This window comes from Rothia sp. HMSC072E10, assembly GCF_001813965.1.
Classification (GTDB): Bacteria; Actinomycetota; Actinomycetes; order Actinomycetales; family Micrococcaceae; genus Rothia; species Rothia mucilaginosa_A.
This window is the reverse complement of record NZ_KV814486.1, coordinates 154,145-172,956: the sequence shown is the minus strand read 5'-3', so window position 1 is coordinate 172,956 and position 18,812 is coordinate 154,145. Positions and strand designations below refer to the sequence as shown.

At 62.5% G+C, this 18,812-nt stretch carries 16 protein-coding genes and 1 tRNA gene; 5 read left to right on the top strand and 12 right to left on the bottom strand.

Going from position 1 to position 18,812, the window contains the following annotated elements; translation table 11 throughout:
• Both HMPREF2944_RS02345 and HMPREF2944_RS02340 read right to left on the bottom strand, forming a co-directional pair.
• Window positions 1-1,915, bottom strand: a 1,915-nt coding sequence (locus tag HMPREF2944_RS02345; RefSeq protein ID WP_083313053.1) for a DEAD/DEAH box helicase, incomplete at its 3' end; no start/stop codon positions are given.
• A gap of 644 nt (window positions 1,916-2,559) precedes the next feature.
• Window positions 2,560-4,347, bottom strand: a complete 1,788-nt coding sequence (locus HMPREF2944_RS02340; RefSeq protein ID WP_070680110.1) for a DUF2079 domain-containing protein — start codon at window positions 4,345-4,347, stop codon at window positions 2,560-2,562.
• Between the two features lie 169 nt (window positions 4,348-4,516).
• On the opposite strand from HMPREF2944_RS02340, the gene HMPREF2944_RS02335 reads away from it, so the two are divergent.
• Entirely contained in the window at window positions 4,517-5,755 is a 1,239-nt protein-coding gene (locus tag HMPREF2944_RS02335; RefSeq protein WP_083313052.1) for a DNA-3-methyladenine glycosylase family protein, read from the top strand.
• A gap of 87 nt (window positions 5,756-5,842) precedes the next feature.
• Here HMPREF2944_RS02335 and HMPREF2944_RS02330 read toward each other — a convergent pair whose 3' ends face one another.
• The 3 genes from HMPREF2944_RS02330 to HMPREF2944_RS02320 all read right to left on the bottom strand — a co-directional run bounded on the left by HMPREF2944_RS02330 (window position 5,843) and on the right by HMPREF2944_RS02320 (window position 7,173).
• Entirely contained in the window at window positions 5,843-6,220 is a 378-nt protein-coding gene (locus HMPREF2944_RS02330) for a thioredoxin family protein (protein ID WP_049343235.1), read from the bottom strand.
• A 304-nt stretch (window positions 6,221-6,524) separates the two neighbouring features.
• Window positions 6,525-6,606 (bottom strand) — tRNA-Tyr (locus HMPREF2944_RS02325).
• 177 nt (window positions 6,607-6,783) lie between these two features.
• A complete protein-coding gene (locus tag HMPREF2944_RS02320) occupies window positions 6,784-7,173 on the bottom strand; it encodes a hypothetical protein (protein WP_070680107.1) in 390 nt (129 codons plus the stop codon).
• A gap of 140 nt (window positions 7,174-7,313) precedes the next feature.
• On the opposite strand from HMPREF2944_RS02320, the gene HMPREF2944_RS02315 reads away from it, so the two are divergent.
• The gene (locus tag HMPREF2944_RS02315; protein WP_049343233.1) at window positions 7,314-7,805 is read left to right on the top strand and encodes a YajQ family cyclic di-GMP-binding protein; all 492 of its coding nucleotides are present in this window, start codon (window positions 7,314-7,316) and stop codon (window positions 7,803-7,805) included.
• 207 nt (window positions 7,806-8,012) lie between these two features.
• Here HMPREF2944_RS02315 and htpX read toward each other — a convergent pair whose 3' ends face one another.
• A complete protein-coding gene (gene htpX, locus HMPREF2944_RS02310) occupies window positions 8,013-8,897 on the bottom strand; it encodes a zinc metalloprotease HtpX (RefSeq protein WP_049346850.1) in 885 nt (294 codons plus the stop codon).
• Between the two features lie 147 nt (window positions 8,898-9,044).
• Window positions 9,045-9,308, bottom strand: coding sequence for a hypothetical protein (locus HMPREF2944_RS02305; protein WP_049343231.1), 264 nt, complete (start codon window positions 9,306-9,308; stop codon window positions 9,045-9,047).
• A gap of 236 nt (window positions 9,309-9,544) precedes the next feature.
• Here HMPREF2944_RS02305 and HMPREF2944_RS02300 point away from each other — a divergent pair, with 236 nt between their 5' ends.
• Window positions 9,545-10,141, top strand: a complete 597-nt coding sequence (locus HMPREF2944_RS02300; RefSeq protein ID WP_210398445.1) for a Fur family transcriptional regulator — start codon at window positions 9,545-9,547, stop codon at window positions 10,139-10,141.
• 133 nt (window positions 10,142-10,274) lie between these two features.
• Here the strand turns inward: HMPREF2944_RS02300 and HMPREF2944_RS02295 are convergent, their stop codons facing one another.
• Entirely contained in the window at window positions 10,275-11,609 is a 1,335-nt protein-coding gene (locus tag HMPREF2944_RS02295; protein WP_049331777.1) for an SseB family protein, read from the bottom strand.
• A 347-nt stretch (window positions 11,610-11,956) separates the two neighbouring features.
• Here HMPREF2944_RS02295 and HMPREF2944_RS02290 point away from each other — a divergent pair, with 347 nt between their 5' ends.
• On the top strand, window positions 11,957-13,285 hold the full coding sequence (locus HMPREF2944_RS02290) for a DUF6882 domain-containing protein (RefSeq protein ID WP_070680103.1): 1,329 nt from the start codon (window positions 11,957-11,959) through the stop codon (window positions 13,283-13,285).
• Between the two features lie 184 nt (window positions 13,286-13,469).
• The gene (rarD, locus tag HMPREF2944_RS02285) at window positions 13,470-14,495 is read left to right on the top strand and encodes an EamA family transporter RarD (RefSeq protein WP_070483603.1); all 1,026 of its coding nucleotides are present in this window, start codon (window positions 13,470-13,472) and stop codon (window positions 14,493-14,495) included.
• Window positions 14,496-14,599: 104 nt separating this feature from the next.
• On the opposite strand, the gene HMPREF2944_RS08955 is transcribed toward rarD, so the two are convergent.
• The 4 genes from HMPREF2944_RS08955 to HMPREF2944_RS02270 all read right to left on the bottom strand — a co-directional run bounded on the left by HMPREF2944_RS08955 (window position 14,600) and on the right by HMPREF2944_RS02270 (window position 18,589).
• Complete coding sequence (locus HMPREF2944_RS08955; RefSeq protein WP_080974908.1) at window positions 14,600-14,743, bottom strand: methionine/alanine import family NSS transporter small subunit; 144 nt, start codon at window positions 14,741-14,743, stop codon at window positions 14,600-14,602.
• 8 nt (window positions 14,744-14,751) lie between these two features.
• A complete protein-coding gene (locus HMPREF2944_RS02280) occupies window positions 14,752-16,335 on the bottom strand; it encodes a sodium-dependent transporter (protein ID WP_049331769.1) in 1,584 nt (527 codons plus the stop codon).
• Between the two features lie 356 nt (window positions 16,336-16,691).
• Window positions 16,692-17,753: a polyprenyl synthetase family protein gene (locus HMPREF2944_RS02275; RefSeq protein ID WP_070680099.1), complete on the bottom strand. Its 1,062-nt coding sequence runs from the start codon at window positions 17,751-17,753 to the stop codon at window positions 16,692-16,694.
• Window positions 17,754-17,857: 104 nt separating this feature from the next.
• A complete protein-coding gene (locus HMPREF2944_RS02270; protein WP_049343226.1) occupies window positions 17,858-18,589 on the bottom strand; it encodes a demethylmenaquinone methyltransferase in 732 nt (243 codons plus the stop codon).
• Window positions 18,590-18,812: the final 223 nt, after the last annotated feature.

The window sequence follows — 18,812 nt, the reverse complement described above, 5'->3', positions numbered from 1 at the left end:
CGCGACGGTTATCGTCACGACGGTTATTACGGCCACCCTCACGGCGGTCGAAGTCGCGGTAGCCGCCCTCGCGACGGCCGCCGCCGAAGCCGCGTCCGCCACCCTTGGGGCCGTTGTCCTTACGGATGTTGATGAACTCACCGGCAATCTTGGTGTCGCGCAGGCGATCGAAGAAGTCGCGCGGCAGGTCCTGGGGCAGGCCCACAATGGTGAAGTGCTGACGGATATCAATCGAGCCAATCTGCGAGCCCTTGATGCCGCCCTCGTTAGCCAGCGCACCCACGATGGCGCCCGCGGTCACACGGGAGGAACGGCCAACGTTCAGCTTGTAGTTGACCATGCCCTCGTCGTTGTGCACGCGCTTGCCCTTGCGGCCGCCGCGGTCCGGATCATCGTCGGAGAAGGGGCGGGAGTTGCGTGCGATATCCTCAGACTCGTCCAGGAAGAACGGGCGACCCTGCTGGGCGATAACGGCCAGTGCGGCCGCGATATCCTCGGCGGTGGTGTCGTGCTCGTTCTCGTAGTCCTCAATAATCTGGCGGAAGAAGCTCAGGTCCTCGGACTCGATGGTCTCGGTAATCTGCTGGGCGAAACGCTGCTTACGGGTCTCGTTCACGGCCTCCGCGGTCGGCATGTGCATGGGCTCGACCTTCTGGCGGGTAGCCTTCTCGATCTGGCGCAGCATGTACTTCTCGCGCGGGGTCACGAACAGAATGGCGGCACCCTCGCGGCCCGCACGGCCGGTACGGCCAATGCGGTGCACGTAGGACTCGGTATCGTGGGGGATGTCGTAGTTGACGACCAGGGAGATGCGCTCCACATCCAGGCCGCGTGCCGCCACGTCGGTTGCCACGAGGATGTCGATGCGGCCGTCGCGCAGGGCATCCACGGTGCGCTCACGCAGCTGCTGGGGAATGTCACCGTTGATGGCAGCCGCCGCAAAGCCGCGGGCCTTCAGCTTGTCGGCGACCTCCTCGGTCTCCTTCTTGGTGCGCACGAAGACGATAATGCCGTCGTAGTTTTCAACCTCGAGCACTCGGGTCATGGCGTCCAGCTTGTGGGAGTGCATGACCTGCATGTAGCGCTGGGAGATATTGGCGCTGGTGGTGGTCTTAGCCTTCACGCGAATCTCGACCGGATCGGTCAGGTACTGCTGAGCGATCTTGCGGATCGAGTTGGGCATGGTGGCGGAGAACAGGGCCACCTGCTTGCTGTCGGGGGTGCCTTCGAGGATCTTCTCCACGTCTTCGGCGAAGCCCATGCGAAGCATTTCGTCGGCCTCGTCCAGAACCAGGTACTGCAGGTTAGACAGGTCCAGGGAGCCCTTTTCCAGGTGGTCAATCACGCGGCCGGGGGTACCGACGACGACCTGCGCACCGCGGCGCAGGCCGGCCAGCTGCGGGCCGTAGGGGGAGCCGCCGTAAATCGGCAGCACGGTGAAGTCCTCCATGTGGGTTGCGTAGGAGGAGAAAGCCTCAGCAACCTGCAGGGCCAGCTCGCGGGTGGGGGCCAGGACCAGCACCTGGGTGTCGCGGGAGACGCCGTTGATGTCGGCGAGCTCGGCCATGCGGGAGAGGGCCGGTAGCGCGAAGGCCGCGGTCTTACCGGTACCGGTCTGCGCCAGACCGACCACGTCGCGGCCCTCGAGCAGCAGCGGGATGGTCTGTTCCTGAATGGGGGACGGCTTCTCGTAGCCGACCTCTTCCAGAGCGGCCAGGACGCGGGCATCCAGGCCCAGGTCGGTAAAGCGCACGCCCTCTTCCTCAGCCTTTTCGGCGGGGGCGTCTGCGGTGGTTTCTGCGGTAGTCTCCGCAGCGGTTTCTTCTGCGGCGGGGGTCTCAACGTTGTTCTCAGCGGTCACAACGGTCTCTGCCTCGGCGTTCAGTTCGGCCGGGGTAGCGGTATTCTCAGTCAATTTTTCCTCTATACGGTAGGGGTGGATAGCGCACGCTCTTCGGCGCTTACCGGGTGTCCCCTTCACGGCCCAGCCACATGCGTCCGGCGTTCAGTTCGGCCGACGGTTTCACCGCACACACCCGGTTATCCCCTCGCGCGGGGCGCAGAGGGCACAGTGAGGGTGTGAGGGTTACTGCTGGGAGCGGTCTTGAATTTCTCGCTACACAATTGGAGACTCGTACGTCATCGCGCCGAGAACGCGCACCGGGCGCGCGGGGCGGAGAGGGGTACGGTCAATTGTGCTCACATAAGGCGTCACGTATTCCTGGCGTGGGGCCTCACCCGTATGGTGTATCAGTCTGTAACAGCAGACGCGTCAGGAGGCTTTGACCAGAGATCGTTCAGAGAAGCCCGAGTGCGGCGGAGCCGCAACTTTCGGGACGTATCAATCGGTGATGGTGAGTACGGCGCACTTTCCGAAATGACACCACCTGGGGTGCTCGGTGCGCACAAGACCTTCATCGGGGGTTCCCGTGTTTATACAGTGTACCGCAGGGTCCCTTCCTCGGCTATAAAAAGGTGCTTAAAACCTCATCTCTTAGGCACGAGCGCCCACCCTCACTCTTGGAGGGTGGGCGCTCGTCTAGAGGCTTAGCCGAGGGGCTAGTCGACGCGGCGCACGATATCGATCGTGCCGACGGTCGCGTGCTTAGCGTAGGAGTGGCCGTAGCGGTCAGCGGCGTACTGGGCCACATTCGCCGGAGGATTACCACCCCAGGAGTTATTGCTGCGGTCAATCACCACGTACTCGGGGGCCGGTTCGCCGGTATGACCAATCCAGTAGACGGTGCGACCCGGAATCAGCTGCGTCAGAATGGACAAATCCGAGGCCACGGTAACGCCCTCGGGCACCTGCTGCACGGCCTTGAGCTTCATCTGATCGCTGGAGGTCAAAGCAGAGTCGGTAAACTGCGAGTTCGCCAGGGCTGCGAGAGGCTGCGTAGAGCCCGGCACGAAAATCGGGGAAGCGGCCAAGAAAAGCGCTACGACAGGAAGAATCCACACCGGCAGGTTGCGAACCCGGATGCGGCTGCGACCGGAAGGCTCCTTGGGGGCGTCGGGAACCTCGGCGGGCTCCGCGAGTTTGCGGGCCGGAATCGCACCGTAGCGCATCCGTAGCACGGTATCCAGCAGGGCGCAGAAGACGACCGGCATCAGCACCAGAGAGTAGTGCCAGGTGCTGGCCCAGTAGGACTCCATCGTGGAGAGCAGACGCCACGCGATGGTCGGCAGAGCCACCAGCGCAAGGGGCGAACCAACCCACAGCACCGCACCCGTGATGAGTAGCAGGCCCAGGGTCGCCATCTTCGTGTTGTTATTCATCATCTGAATCAGGGAGCCGAAGGGATCCCCAACGGCAGCGGCAACATTCACCTTGTCGGCGTAGTCAAAGGTTCCGCCGCTGTTGAAGTAGGGCAGAATCACGGCGATTGAGACCACCGACCAGAAGATGCCCCACGCAATTACCATGCTCGACTCGGCAACCGCGCGAGTGCGGGCCCAGGAGTGGTATAGGGAACGCAGGCGAACGCGGAACGAAGCCGGTTCTCCCTCAGAGAGGCGGGGCAGCAGAATATCGTACGCGACACCCAACCAGCCGCTACGAATCAGGGCCACAACGCCGATGACGGCCACGGTTACGCCCATATCCTCCTTGACGAAGGCGATGGGCAGCGCCCACCAGCAGGCGCGGGCAAGGTATCGGTTTCGTTCGTCGCCGCTCACGCGCGAGGCGAGCACCAGATAGCCCAGGCCCACGGTCAGCAGGGGTACGGCAAAGGCCACTTCGTGGAACTGCGCGGCGACGGCCTGCTGCACTCCAAAGCTCAGGGCGAAGCCCGCACCGAGCAGAAGACCGGTCAGCGTCGGCACGAACCGCTGGAACCGGGACGGCTCAGCTTCCTCACCGGTTCGGGAGGCTCGAGCCAGGGTAAAGGCACGCTGGGTGAAGAAGACGATGGCACTCGTTGCGGCCGCAATTAGGGCGTTCTGCACAACGAGCAGGGTCGTGGGCGAGGGAAACATCCCGTAAATCGGCCCCAGCAGCATCAGAATGGGGTGGAAGTGATCGCCCCAGAGGTTGAAACCGGGCGCCTTAACCGGCACGATTGGTGCGGAGAAGTGCGAGTACGCCTGGGCCATCTGCGTGAAGATTGCCAGGTCCCACGAGGGGGTCACCCAATGCTTAACCTGCTGCAGCGAGTAGTAGGTGTACAGCGCCATAACGGCCACGCCCAGCACCAGCCCGGGGAACAGGTCAAGCAGACGGATGCGCTTGAGGCGCTCGCGGAGGCCCCCGGCGACGCCCGAACGGGAAGCTGAGCCGCCGGTGGTTCGAGGCCTCGTCGGAGCCGCGCTCTGTGCGGCCACTTCCGTCTCTTCCGATGCCATGGGCGTCCTTCCCTCGGGAGCGCATCCGTCGAAGCCCGGGTTTCACCGCCAGGCCTGTGATGCACTGTACACACTCCTTATCACTCTAGGGTAGCGTATGAGTCCGGGACGCTCCATCGCCGGGCTCCGTCGGCTCGAAGCCCAGAACCCGGCCGCGTAGACTGGTGCTGTGAGCACGCAACCCCCCTCGACCCCCCGGACGCTATCTCCGGCAGCGGGCACTAACCCGCACCCGCTGGCCGCGGCGCGCCTGCCCTATGCCCCGGGACCGTTGCGTGCCGAACCTCGCGTGACGATTCACTCGCTCTCCCCCGCGGGTACGCGCTCCCTGCCGGGCACCCTCGCGCCCGAGTCCTGCGAGGTTATCGTCGAGCCGCAGGTTCCCGTGCACCTGGCGCAGACGCTGGGCGCGCTGAGCCGAGGCGCGAGCGATCCGGCCTACCGCGCGCTCAGCCGAGAGGCCGGAGCCGAACGCATCTGGATTACGGCCCGCACGCCGGAACATAGCTTTCCCGCGGTGCTCTTCGCAGAGCGCCTTCCCGATTCCGCGACGGGCTCTCCCGATTCCGCGACGGCCGCCCTTCCGGCCCTGCACCGGCTGCTGATGCGCCCCGTCCGCGTTCGCATCTGGGTTTCCTACGACTCCGCCGAGCGGCAGCTGGCGGCGCGCCACGACGTACGAGCGCTGGCCGATGAGATGACCTATTGGCTGGGTCTGCACGACCGTCCCGAGGATTTCGCGTCCCTTCCCTCGTTCGGGGAGCTCCCCGAGCGCATCCGTACCGCCTGGCGGGCCAACCCCGGGCTACGGCTAAGCGCCTCGGGCCAGCTGGATCGGCACGTACTCAACGCCATCGTGGAACAGCGCATCACGCAGACCGAAGCCTTCAGGGCGTTGCGGTGGATTCTGTACCGGCACGGCGAACCTGCCCCGGCAAGCGGCCTCCCCGCTCAGCCCGAGGGCATGCGCGTCTACCCCACGGCCCGCACCCTGGCGGCCATCCCCGCCTGGGATTGGCACCGGGCGGGCGTGGATAAGAGCCGCTACGATGCGGTGCGCGCCTACGCTGGCTCCGCCCCCGCCATCGCTCGGGTCGCCGGCACCGGCGATGTCACCGCCCTGGCCCGGGCGCTCAACACGCTACGCGGAGTAGGCCCGTGGAGCATTGCCGAAACCCTCCAGCGCGTCTGCGGGCATCCGGACGCTATCAGCGTCGGCGATTACCATCTGGCCCACTCGGTTGGCGAACTGCTCGGGGGCCGCCGCACCGATGATGCGGGCATGCTCGCCTTGCTCGCCCCCTACAGCCCGCACCGGCAGCGCGTGGTGCGCTACATGTACGCCTCCGGCTTCTGGAAGCAGCGCTTCGGCGCGCGCATGAGCATTGAGGATCACCGCGAGCGCTGAGTGCCCGGTGAGAGCACAAGTAACGGGGCGCACCCTCCGGTTAATCCGGTGGGTACGCCCCGTTCAAGCTCTGATGCGTGGTTGAGCTTACTTCTTCTCTGCGGAACCTTCAGCCGCTGCAATCTCTGCACGGACCTTGTCCATGTCGAGCTCGCGGATCGAGCTAATCACGGTCTCGAGCTGGTCCTCGCGCAGTGCACCAGCCTGCTGGTACACCAGGATACCGCCACGGAAGCCCATAATGGTGGGGATGGAGGTAATGCCTGCGGCCTGGGCGAGCTGGCCCTGGGCCTCGGTGTCAACCTTGCCGAAAACGATGTCGCTGTGCTTCTCCGAAGCCGCCTCGTAGACGGGGGAGAACTGCTTGCAGGGACCGCACCAATCTGCCCAGAAGTCCAGGAAGACGATGTCGTTGCCCTCAACGGTAGAAGTCAGGTTCTGCTGAGTAATTTCAATAGTAGCCATGTGATAACGCTACACCTTCTACACCCCAATCGCTAATTGTTCGCCCTGGGATTCAAACATTGTGAAAGATATGACAAGCAGCCGTCATAGTTAGCTCTTTACGCGGTAGTTTCCGCCGAGTTTTAGGCGTGTCGCGGGAACTCCGGTGAAGGTTCCTGTGGCCGATTGTGGAGGCGCGCTACCCGGCAGGCACAAACCGTACCGGGACTTCGCTGAGGAGCATCATCGCGCAGATGCGCCTCACCGCTAAGCTTTTGGTTTTAGATGCACAAAAGCCCGGTTACTTTCGTAACCGGGCTATTTGTGGCAGGTGAGGGATTCGAACCCCCGTAGGCAGTGCCAGCTGATTTACAGTCAGCCCCCTTTGGCCGCTCGGGTAACCTGCCGCCTAGCTAGGTGCTAGTTGCTCGCTCACGCGAACAGAGACTACTCTACAGCAGATTGCGAGCCGTGTACACTTCAGAGCTAGATTTGTGATGAAGGTTATACTCGATGATGGCTCTTGGCCCGGAGCCCCGCAAGAACGGCAAACCTCACGACTATCAGTCTGGGAGGCACCCAGCCTAGAAGGAACGGGAGGGTATATCGCCGTCCTGCTCAAGCAACAGCACAATCTCAAGGTGCTCCAGGTAGCGGCGCGCCTGCTCAACCGTGCACATGCCGCCGGAAATTTCGCGCTCCAGGTCGCGACGAACGCCGCAGAATCGAGCTACAAGCGAAGGCTCCGTCAGGGTGATACCAATACCGTCGAAGGGAGAGGGCTCAGAATCCTCGTCGGGAAGCTCGAGCTGAAGGCTTTCCAGGGAAGGTTCGGGGGCGAGGCGCTCAGCTTCGGGAATATCCTCGGGTTCAGGACCCAGAGAATTATGCAAGTCCATAAAGAGAAGGGTCTGCAGGTCTCGAGCTTCTTCGCTCGCTTGCACGTCCGTCACGGACAGGTCATAGGTGGTCATACTTCTATTATCCTCTTCAAAGGTTAGAGTGACCTGTAAAACAGGTCGGCATTTCTGTTAGTTAGCTGTGAACAACTCCGCAGACCCGGTAGGCTAGTACTAACCGGTGCCCCGGCACCCCGTTCACGAAAGGAATATCCATGGCTAGCGAATCTTCGTTCGATATCGTCTCCAAGGTCGACAAGCAGGAAGTATCCAACGCCCTGCACCAGGCTCAGAAGGAAATCTCCCAGCGCTACGACTTCCGCGGCGTCGGCGCAGAAATCGACTACTCCGGCGACAAGATCCTCATTAAGGCAAACGCCGAAGAGCGCGCCCTGGCCGTACTGGATGTGTTCCAGTCGAAGCTGGTCAAGCGCGGCATCTCCCTGAAGTCCCTGGACGCGGGCAAGCCCTACGCCTCCGGCAAGGAAACCCGCATCGAGTGCTCCATTAAGGAAGGCATCGCGCAGGACCAGGCCAAGAAGATCTCCAAGATGATCCGCGAGGAGGGCCCCAAGGGCGTGAAGGCGACCATCCAGGGCGACGAACTGCGCGTTTCTTCCAAGTCTCGCGACGATCTGCAGGACGTTATCGCCATGCTCAAGTCCGCCGACCTCGACGTCGACCTCCAGTTCGTCAACTACCGCTAAGCGCTCGGTGTCCAATGGAGCCGGCGGATGCACCCGTCGCATCCGACGCGCACCATCGAGCGCAAAAAATCCTCGGGACGACTACTTCCACAGTAGCCACCCCGAGGATTTTTGTCTGTAGCCCCGTCATCGCGGGTCACAATCGTCACGCCGAGTCATCTTCCGACTCGGCGGGTTTGACGAAAAAACTATGCGGGCTTGCTCAGCCTAGTACTGACCCATTTCGCGGGCCATCTGCTGCAGGCGCGCAATGCGCTGATTCATCGGCGGGTGGGTGGACATCACGTTCTGCAGGGATCCGAAAGGGTTCGCAATCATCATGGCGCTTGCCGCCTGGGTGCTGCGGTTGTTCGGGTCCATCGGGTACAGAGAGACGCCGTGCTCGAGCTTATTCAGGGCGGAGGCCAGAGCGATGGGGTCACGGGTCAGACGTGCGCCATCCTCGTCCGCGTCATACTCGCGGGTACGGCTAATGGCCATCTGAATCACCTGGGTGGCAATCGGAGCCAGCAGAGCGATCACGAACGCCGCGAGGGGGTTGGCCCGGTTATCGTCGCGGTTCGAGCCGCCGAACATCGCGCCAAAAGAAAGCACCTGGGCGATCATGCCGATAATGGAGGCGATACCCGCGGCCACAGAGGAGGTCAGAATATCGCGGTTGTACACGTGCATGAGCTCATGGCCGAGCACGCCGCGCATCTCACGCTCGTCCAGCAACTGCAGGATGCCCTCAGTGCAGCACACGGCCGCGTTCTGCGGATTACGGCCGGTCGCGAACGCGTTCGGGGTCATCGTGGGGGCCACGTAGAGGCGGGGCATCGGCTGGCCGGCGGTGCGTGAGAGCTCCTCCACGATGTCGTAAAGCACCGGCACCTCATCGCGGGTGACCGGGTAGGCGTTCATCGAACGCAGAGCCAGCTTATCGGAGTTCCAGTAGGTGTACGCGACGCCGCCCAGGCTCAGCAGGCCCATAATCCAGATGAAGGATGAGGATTTAAAGGCTGCCGACAGCAGGCCGCCAATGAGCAGCATAAGGCCCACCATGGACCCCATAAGAAGGGTGGTTTTAAGGCCGTTGTGGTGACGATGCATGAGGAACCTCCTGAGCTCCAAAGTGCGGGTGGACAGCGCGGGTAGACCGCGCTTGACTCTTCAGGATACGGAAGCGGCCCGCCGCGCGCATCCCCGGAAGCGGCAGATTCACCCAGAGCGTCAGAACGCGACCGGAAGTTCGAGCGGCTAAGGAATGGCCCCGGGGATGGTCACGAGCGGCACCTGCTCCAGGACCTGCGCGGTCGCGGTGGGGAAGATACCCAGCAGGAGGATGGTGCCGTAGGCACCCAGAAAGATAGTGAAGAGCAGGCCCAGCATAATTTGCCCCTCCAGGTCGAAACCGGACCTGACGCTACGGTAGTGGGCGTAGAGAACGGGAGTTATGAGGGGCGCGCCAAAGAGCAGAACCATCAGCAGGATGTAGATGGGGTTCGTGAAGTTGTAGACCACGCTCGTACCCTCCCCGGTGGCTCCTCGACGACTTATCGGTCGCGCCTTCGTTGCGCGGCCCTTCGCTCCCGATTGTACGGCATCGCTCGGTACGGGAACGGGAGTCGGCGCCGATTCCTCGAGAACTGGAAGGGGGGCGAAAAACGGTGAGTTGCCGCTGAGACCCCTCGGAGATTTATTATGAATTCATCATAATATAATGATGAATACCTCATAATAACGTGTAAAATGGGACCATGACCGACGTACACAACACCACAGACCTGAAGACAACCCCCATCCCAGAACAACAACTAGCCGGGCCCGGATGCGCACACCTCACCGGGCTACCCGTCCTCTCCCCCATGAGCGACGAGCAGCTCGAGGAAGCCTGGACCACCGGCCTGCGCACCCGCGGACGCCGCGTCACCAAGCAGCGACTCGCAGTGCTCCACGCCGTGCAGGACCACCCGCACTCCACCGCGGACACCATCGTGCAGGCCGTACGCGAGCGCATCCCCGCCATCACGGTCCAGTCCGTCTACGTCATTCTCGCGGACCTGACCGATATCGACCTGCTCCGCAAGTTCGAACCGCCCGGAACCCCCGCCCTGTACGAAACCCGTACCGGCGACAACCACCACCACGCCTTCTGCGTGCGCTGCGGCAAGGTTGAGGACGTCGACTGCGCCGTGGGTTCAGCCCCCTGCCTGACCCCCAGCGATTTTCACGGAATGGCGCTCTTCAGCGCCGATGTGCTCTACCAGGGCGTCTGCACCGACTGCCAGACCGAGGAAGAGGCCAAGCTCGCCCGCGCCCAGCGTGAGGCGGCGGCCCACCTGCTGGGTAACTAACCGTTAAGCGCGGCGGCGCCCCGAATCCTACGCGTCGGCTGGATCCCGGAGCGCATCCGCCTGCTAAAAGACTGACCGCTAGAGACGACCATCGGGTCGCCGCTAGCGGTCAGCTGTTTTAAGTATGTTGAAGCTACATGCCGGGACGGGGCTGCGAATCCACGATCTCCAGCAGCTCACGAATCTGCTGGGCGCTCAGCACGGTCGAGGGGTTAATCGCGTTTACCTTCACGCTCGGGGCGCCAATCTCCAGCGCATAGCGCAGAATCTCCAGGGCGTTCGCCGAACGCACCTCAATATGCGGGTCCAGCGCCGCAATCTCAATCGGCGAGGTGAAGACCAGCAGACTCTGCGGGTTGCCGTTCTCGTCGGGATCAAACACGAACGAGGAACCCGAGGGGTCGTTCGGGTCCACGCCCACCAACAGCACCGAGGCAGGAGACACGAGCGAACCCAGCAGCATCTGCATGTTGTCCTGGGTCAGCGCCATCTTCGCGCCATCGTTGCGGGGAGAGGTCACAATCCACTGCACCTGAGCGCGCTCAATGTAGCACTCGTGATCGGTTCCGGGATCGACCACAATCAGGTCGAGCGCCTCGTTCGCGAGGAAATCCATGAAGACCTTCATCGCGGGCTCGCGAAGAATCAGCTCTTCACCCTCGGATTCCTGGCGCACGTAGCTCTTACCCACGTGCTCCGAGGACGAGAAGACGCACAGGGCCTGCATGCCGGTCTCAGGCATGCGAATCACCTGGTGGGTCAGCACGGATTCGGGGCCCATCGGGTCGGTCTCCGAGGGAATCAGTAGCGAACCGGTCGCGTCCAGCAGAACATCGCCGCCGAGCATCGTGCGCACCACGTTAATGAGGGTGCGTTCCTGCACATCGTTCCGGAAGGTCTGCAGCGCAGCCACCAGGTAGGGATTCGGAATCTCGTGCTCGCTCGACCCCAGAGCCGCTGCGGCCGAGTGTCGGGCGCGCCCCTCCATACGTTCGCGGGCCCACTCGGGCACGCGGGAAGCGTCACGCGGGAACTCAGCCAGGTGCTCGCGCACGTCCGTGGCGGTCAGGGTGCCTTCGTTCTTCCAGTTGTCCGGCTCGTCGTCGCGGTTGTACGATGCGCCGACGCTGAACTGCGGGTTGGGCCAGCCGGTAGCCGCCACCACGATAGATGCGGTGAACCAGGTGCCGCGGTTACCGTCGTAGGCTGCGCGCTGCAGCTTGCGCACCTCAGCGATAATGGGCGAACCCTCCTTGAGGGGACCAACCGTACCGATATACTCCTCGCCGTCACGGAATTCGCGCACCCGCACAAAAATCTGCCCCGCAAGAGGCTTCACGTCGAGTACCATTTCGCTCCAGCCGGGGTCGGCGTTCACAACGTCGAGCAGCCAGCTACCAATGTTATTGAGCGCGTCCTGGATGCGCGCAGCGCGGCTACTCGTCTCGGTGAGGCGGGGTTCAGTCATGTGTTCATACATCCTTGAGTGTTGAATTACGGCGCGGCGGAGTGCATCCGTGATTGCAGGTGAAAGATCTATGGGCTTGCAGTGGTGCCGGAAAAAGCCGCTCACTTCGATTCTAACGAACGTGTCAGCTTCACGGTGATAGTTTACGCCGAAAGATGTATGTTCGCCCTCTCCTCGGCGATCCTTAAAACCCCGAGTCAGACCCCCGCCCTCACCCTCAGCAAGAGGCTGAACCGAGGTCCGCGGCCTCCCCCGTCGAGCCCTGCCCGCCACGCATCCGTCGAAAGAGCGCCCGAAACGGGGGATACAGGGCAGATACACCCTCAAAAGGTTGATAATCTTAAATCATGACGAATTCTCTGCAGGATCTTATCGACGCATCGATTTTTATCTCCACCGAGTACCAGGCTCGACTCGCCGAGCTCGTGGGTACCTCCGAGTGGAACGTGGACTTCACTTCTCAGTCCCTGGACTTTGAGACCGTTCCCCCGCTCTCGCTCAAGCCGCACCTGCTGGGCACCGAATCCGAAAACCGCGGCACCTGGATTTGGTCCTGGCAGCAGCTGGGCTACTTCCCCGACTCCGTGGTTTCCGCGGCCATTCAGGCCCGCGAAGCCGGCGAGCGCGACGGCCTGGTCGAGCTGACCACCGATGAGCTTCCCCTCTCGGAGTCCCTGGCCCGCCGGCTCACCCTGGCGGCCAAGACCCTGAGCGGTCTCTACGCCCACTACCCGCTGCCCGCCGGTGCCGGTGTGCGCGCGTGGACTCTGCTGGAGGGTCACGAGCTGGCCCTCGAGGCCCCCACCTACAAGGGCATCGGCCGTGTTATCGCCAAGACCCTGCAGAGCGAAGAGATTCACAACCAGGTTCTGGCGGTGGATTCCTACGCCCAGCAGCGCGGCTTCCACATTGCCTGGGATACCGAGGCAACCGCCGTGCTGACCGCAACCGACGGTGCACTGCGCCTGTGGTTCGACGACGGTCGCATCAGCGGTATTGAGGAGGCCGAGCCGCAGGTTGGCCCCGAGGTTCTGGAGCAGTGCGCCGCCGCCGCGGCCCAGCGTCGCGAGTCGCTCGCAGCCGCCCGTACCGAGATTGAGCGCATCGCCGCAGCCGAGGCCGCCGCTCAGAGCGCCCAGCGCGAGCAGGAGGCCGCCGAGCGAGCCGCCGCCCGCGCCGAGGCCGCCCGCGCCGAGGCCGAGCGCGCCGTCGAGATTGCGGAGCACGCACCGGTTGCTGACACCTACGAGGCACCCGCCGCCGAAGCTCACGAGGAGTACGAGGCACCCGTCGCCGAGGCTCAGCCCGCCCCGGCGGAACAGCCCGTCGAGGAGCACGAGCCCGAGCAGGCCCGCGTCTACACCGACGCCTCGATTGGTGCCGAGGACGAGCAGCACGTTGAAACTCACGAGGCTCCCGCCGAGCAGGCACCGGCAGAGCAGCACGCCGAGGAGCCCGAAGCTTACGAGGCACAGGGCGAGTACACCGAAGAGGAAATCGCCGAGTACGTGGAGCCGATTCACAACACCGGCGACGCCCCCGACCTGCCCGCCGAGCGCGAAGAAGCCGCTCACGAAGAGTACGAGCGTCAGCACTTCGAGGAGCGCCGCGAGGAAGAGCAGCAGAAGCCCGAGCCCAAGAAGAAGGGCTTCTTCTCCCGCTTCTTCGGCCTCTAAACCGAATACACAACACCCCGTCAGGCGCGGTATCCTCGTGGTACCGCGCCTGGCGGCGTCCGGAGCACCTCTATCCGGTCCCCACGAGGATGTCTGCAGTGCGCGGGGTTGATTGCGTGCGGCCCCAACCCGACGAATAACGCTCAAAGAACACGCGCAGAAGAAAGTAGCTCAAGAAGAAACCATGTCAGAGACGCAGAAACACGCCACCCGTAACGGGTTTATCACCATCATCGGTACCTACCTCATCTGGGGTCTGCTCCCCCTCTACTTTGTGGTCATGGCGCCGGCCGGGCCGATTGAAATCGTCGTGGCCCGAGTGGTCTTCTCCCTCATCTTCTGCGCCCTGCTGCTACCTCTTGTTCGGGCAACCGCCGACTTCCGCCGAACCCTGCGGAACCGCCGCATCATGCTGGTACTGACGGCCGCCTCCATTCTCATCTGCGCGAACTGGCTCATCTACGTGGTGGCGACGACGACCGGCCACACGATTGATGTGTCGCTGGGATATTTCATCAATCCGCTGGTTTCGGTGGTGCTGGGCGTAATTTTCCTGCAGGAGCGGCTGCGCGCCGCGCAGTGGGTCTCGGTGGCGATTTCCTGTATCGCTGTGCTGATGATGAGCCTCATCTACGGGCAGGTGCCGTGGACCGGCCTGGGCGTGGCCTTTACTTTCGGCATCTACGGCCTGCTCAAGGCCCGTATTGCCCATGAGGTGAGTCCCATCGTCTCGCTGTCCCTCGAGACGCTAATCCTGGCTCCCTTCGGCGTTATTGCGCTCTTCGTCCTCAACGCACAGGGTCAGATGACCCTCTTCAGCGAGGGCACCGGGCACTTCTGGCTCCTGGCGTCCACCGGTGTGGTCACCGTTGTGCCGCTCATGCTCTTTGCGGCGGCGACCAAGGCCCTGCCGCTCTCGGTTATCGGCATGGTGCAATACCTGGGCCCGACCATCCAGTTCGTTCTGGCCATCACCGTGCTGCATGAGCGCATGAGCCCCGATAAGGTGCTGGGCCTGGGCCTCATCTGGGTTGCGCTCATCATCTTCACGGTGGATGCTCTGCGCGCCTCCCGCTCCTACCGCGCCTCCGCGCTGTCCGACCCGGAAACCGGCATGATTCCGCTGGTTCAGGCGGAAAACGTACAGGCTGAGGATGCGCAGATTCTTCTGGAAGAGCAGGAGCAAACCCAGCGCTCCGAGAACAAATAGTTCCCCCGTTCTGTCCCTTCGGCACGCTCAACACCCGCATAAAATACAGTGATGCCCTGCCAACTATAAGCCGGCGGGGCATCACTGTATGTCGCGTTTACGCTCTAGAGCTCGGAGCCCTGAGCCTCAGCCGCTTCGTCCAGGGCATCCAGGTCCGGATGGCGGTGCAGGTTCAGCATCGCCAGGCCCAGGCCACCCCAGATAATCAGGATGGCCACAATCAGCATCACAATTGCAGAGATAGACATGAGGGCTCCTAACGGGTAATGGTCGTATCGACGTGGTCGTGCTCCACCTGACCGGCAATCACCGGAGGTGCCGGAGGCTTCTCAGCGGCACGAGACTTCTTCGACCAGGGCAAGAGAGAAACAACGATCGCGCCGACCAGCAGGAGCGCGCTCATACCCCAGCCGAAGATTGCCAGCATATCTGTCGGGTAACCCTCGTACGGAGTCTGAATCAGCTTGATGACGCTCTGAATCAGGGAGTAGCCAAGAACCAGCGGGGTCACGACGGCCAGCAGAACCATCCAAATCTTACCAACCTTGATGGAGGAGTAACGGTTCAGGTGCTCGGCCAGGGCGGGCAGCGCACGCACCACGTACGCCACGACGATGATGGCGCACAGGCCGGCGGCCAGAATACCGAAGAGGTTCACGAAGTTATCGAGAATATCGAGCACGTACAGGCCGGTGGTGGTCGGCATCAGCAACAGCGAAATCACGGCGACCGGAATAATCACCAGGGCGGTGGAGGCAAGACGCGAGGTGGCGAACTTGTCCTGAACACCCGCAATAATCACCTCAAGAATCGAGATGAGAGAGGTGAAGCCCGCGAAGAGCAGGGAGCCGAAGAAGAGAATACCGATCAGCACACCGCCGGGAGCCTGAGAAATAATGGTCGGGAACGCGATGAACGCCAGACCAATACCGCTGGTCGCGACATCGCTCACCTGGGTGCCCGCAGCCTGAGCCATGAAGCCCAGAGCCGAGAACACACCAATACCCGCAAGCAGCTCGAAACCGGAGTTTGCAAAGCCAACCACGGCACCCGAACCGGTCAGGTCAGCCTTGGGCTTCAGGTAGGAGGAGTAGGTGATCATAATGCCGAAGCCGATGGACAGCGAGAAGAAAATCTGGCCGTAGGCGGCAACCCACACATCCGGGTTAGCCAGCGAATCCCAGCTGGGGGTGAACAGCGCGTTCAGACCGTCAACTGCACCGGGCAGGGTCAGGGAGTAAATCACCAGGCCCACGAACATGACCAGCAGCAGCGGGATAAAGACGATGTTGGCCGCGCCAACACCCTTCTGCACGCCCAGAGCCATCACAGCCAGCAGCACACCCCAGACGAGAACCATGGGAATCAGGATGTTCATGTTGAAGTCCAGGGAGACACCGGGGGTGTCCGCAACCTTCAAGAACTCACCCTGGAAGAACGCCTTCGGGTTATCGCCCCACGCATTGGTGAAGGAGAAAACCATGTAACGCAACGACCACGCCACAATAGCGGCGTAGTAGATAGCGATCACGAAGTTAATACCCATGTGCCACCAGCCGATGAACTCGGTCTTGCGGTTCAGGCGGCGGAAGGCCAGCGGCGACGAAGCACGCGCACGGTGACCAATGGCGTAGTCAAAGAACAGGAAAGTCAGGCCGGCGGTCAGCAGGGCGACAATGTAGGGGATCATGAAGGCGCCGCCGCCGTTGTCGAATGCGATGTAGGGGAAACGCCAAATATTGCCCAGACCAACAGCAGAACCGATGGCGGCAAAGATAAAGACGCGGCGGCTCGAGAAGCCTTCGCGCTTCGCGGGCGCCTTAGGGGTAGATGCTCCCATTGTTGTAAACCTCTAGATGTGGGGACGCGGATGGTTGGTGCGAGGGGAACCGCGGGTTGGCGGGACTTGCTCGCGTCCAAGAGAAGCGACGGCCCGTCCAACGCGGGGTGGGCGAGGGAGCCGTCGGGGGTCCAGAACGTGGTGGCACGTTTTAGACATGACTCTCAGGTTTACCTTAAAGAGCGAGAACCGGTCAAGAAATTCCCACACAACCCCACCATGCGAAATATCGGAGCCCCGTTCAAACGAGACACGACACAAAATTCTGCCCGCAGATACGCCGTGAGGCCCCGCTCGTCCTGGTGGACGGGCGGGGCCTCACGGTTAAGAATCAGAAGGCGACCCTTTAGCTGAGACTAGCCCTCGCGGTGAACCACGGCGTGGGCGAAGGACTCCAGCGCAGCCTTCGCGGTGGAATCGGGTAGCGGAGCAATCGCCTCAATCGCGCGATCGGCCCAGTCGTAGGCAATCTGCCAGGCTTCCTGGGTGACCGGGTGGGCGGCGAGCGCCTCCACGGCGGTCTCCAGCGCCTCATCGGAGCTCAGGTCTGCATCCAGCAGGGCGCGAACCGCAACAGCGGACTCATCGCCGGCCGCCACAGCGCGGTCCAGCAGAATGGTCGGCAGGGTCGGAACGCCCTCGCGTAAATCGGTGCCGCGGGTCTTGCCGCTGGTCTTACCGTCGCTGACGATGTCAATTACGTCGTCCGCCAGCTGGAAGGCCACGCCCACCAGCTCACCGTAGGTCTTGACCATCGAGATGACCTCCTCGGAGGCACCCGAAAGCAGGGAGCCGTACTCGCCGGCGGCGGCAATCAGGGAGCCGGTCTTACCCTCGATGACGGCGATGTAGTGGTCAAGTAGGTCCTGACCCTCGCGCGGACCGGTGGTCTCGAAGAGCTGGCCGAGCACCAGGCGCTCGAAGGTCTGGGACTGAATCTTCATGGGGCGGGTACCCAGCTCGGACACCAGCAGGGAGGCGCGGGAGAAGATTAGGTCGCCGGTCAGAATTGCGACGGAGTTACCCCAAATCATCTGGGCGCTGTCCACGCCGCGGCGCTTGGGGGCGTCGTCCATGACGTCGTCGTGGTAGAGGGTTGCCAGGTGAGTCAGCTCCACCACCACGGCGGCCTCAATCACCTCGTCGTTAATCTCACCGTCCACGGCTGCCGAGAGCAGGGCCAGCAGCGGGCGCACGCGCTTGCCTCCGGCCAGAAGCAGGTGGCGGGAGGCGACGTCGGCCAGGTGGTCGGTCTGCGCGATGGCCTCGCCCAGGCGCTCCTCAATACGGGCGAGGGACGAGAGAATCTGCGGACCCAGCTTGGGGTCTGCGGCAATCAGTTCGAATCCCGCGGGAAGCTTCAGATCGAGGTCTCCCAGCAGGTCGGTGGCGGCGATGGGCTGCTCTGCGTTGGTCACGGTGTCTTCTATCTTCTTGGTGTTTTCTAGTGGTCCGCCCCTCGGAATGTCCTATCGGGGCGGCGTGAAAACGGTGCGGTGGGTATGTCGGGGTGGTGTGAACGTTATGCGTTGGATTCCGCGGGCTTGAAGCCGCGGTGAATGGCAACGATACCGCCGGTCAGGTTGCGGTACTGCACCGAGGTGAATCCCGCCTCCTTGAACTTTTCGGCCAGCGCCTGCTGGTTGGGCCAGGCGATGATGGACTCGGCGAGGTACTCGTAGGACTCGGGGTTGGAGGAAATTGCGCGCGCAATCGGCGGAATCGCCTTCATGATGTAGTTCTTGTACACCGCGCCGAAGGGGGCAAAGGTCGGGGTCGAGAACTCGAGAATCACGATGCGGCCGCCGGGCTTGAGAACGCGGTAGATTTCGCTCAGCGCCTTGGGGTAGTCTGCAACGTTGCGCAGGCCGTAGGACATGGTGACCGCGTCGAAGGTGCCGTCTTCAAAGGGCAGGGCGGTGACGTCGGCCTGCACGAAGGTCATGTCGGGACGGCGGCGGCGGCCAACGTCCAGCATGCCTTCGGAAAGGTCGGCAGCGATAACATCTACACCTGCATCCGCGAAGGGTTCGGAGGAGACGCCGGTTCCTGCGGCTACATCCAGAACCTTCTGGCCGGGGTGCGCATCAACGGCGGCGACGGCCTGCTTGCGCCAGTAGATGTGCTGGCCGAGGGAAAGGATGCCGTTCATCAGGTCGTATCGTTCGGCGACGGTATCGAACATTGCGGCGATGTCGCTGGTCTTCTTATCCAGGGTGGCGCGGGTGGCGCGGGTATTCTTCTCTGCGTTCACGCTCTCAATTGTGGCATGGAGGTTGGGGGATTCGATAGTTGGGTGAACCGTAGTTACGTCATGTGAGGGGTTCGCTGGCTCGCTCGGGTGGTTTTTGGGCCGCATAGACGGGGTTTTATTCATTCTTCGAGGGTAAACTTATGCATATTCAGCAAAAATTTATGAATATTTATGTATATGCTTGCATTTTTTAACATGGGGGCGCACAATAGACCGTAGATTT

Excerpts from the sequence above, each read along its gene's own strand:
- HMPREF2944_RS02295 (WP_049331777.1), bottom strand. The coding sequence starts at position 11,609 with ATGACTGAACCCCGCCTCACCGAGACGAGTAGCCGCGCTGCGCGCATC.
- htpX (WP_049346850.1), bottom strand. The coding sequence starts at position 8,897 with ATGCATCGTCACCACAACGGCCTTAAAACCACCCTTCTTATGGGGTCC.
- HMPREF2944_RS02290 (WP_070680103.1), top strand. The coding sequence starts at position 11,957 with ATGACGAATTCTCTGCAGGATCTTATCGACGCATCGATTTTTATCTCC.
- HMPREF2944_RS02340 (WP_070680110.1), bottom strand. The coding sequence starts at position 4,347 with ATGGCATCGGAAGAGACGGAAGTGGCCGCACAGAGCGCGGCTCCGACG.
- HMPREF2944_RS02280 (WP_049331769.1), bottom strand. The coding sequence starts at position 16,335 with ATGGGAGCATCTACCCCTAAGGCGCCCGCGAAGCGCGAAGGCTTCTCG.
- HMPREF2944_RS02315 (WP_049343233.1), top strand. The coding sequence starts at position 7,314 with ATGGCTAGCGAATCTTCGTTCGATATCGTCTCCAAGGTCGACAAGCAG.
- HMPREF2944_RS02300 (WP_210398445.1), top strand. The coding sequence starts at position 9,545 with ATGACCGACGTACACAACACCACAGACCTGAAGACAACCCCCATCCCA.
- rarD (WP_070483603.1), top strand. The coding sequence starts at position 13,470 with ATGTCAGAGACGCAGAAACACGCCACCCGTAACGGGTTTATCACCATC.
- HMPREF2944_RS08955 (WP_080974908.1), bottom strand. The coding sequence starts at position 14,743 with ATGTCTATCTCTGCAATTGTGATGCTGATTGTGGCCATCCTGATTATC.
- HMPREF2944_RS02330 (WP_049343235.1), bottom strand. The coding sequence starts at position 6,220 with ATGGCTACTATTGAAATTACTCAGCAGAACCTGACTTCTACCGTTGAG.
- HMPREF2944_RS02320 (WP_070680107.1), bottom strand. The coding sequence starts at position 7,173 with ATGACCACCTATGACCTGTCCGTGACGGACGTGCAAGCGAGCGAAGAA.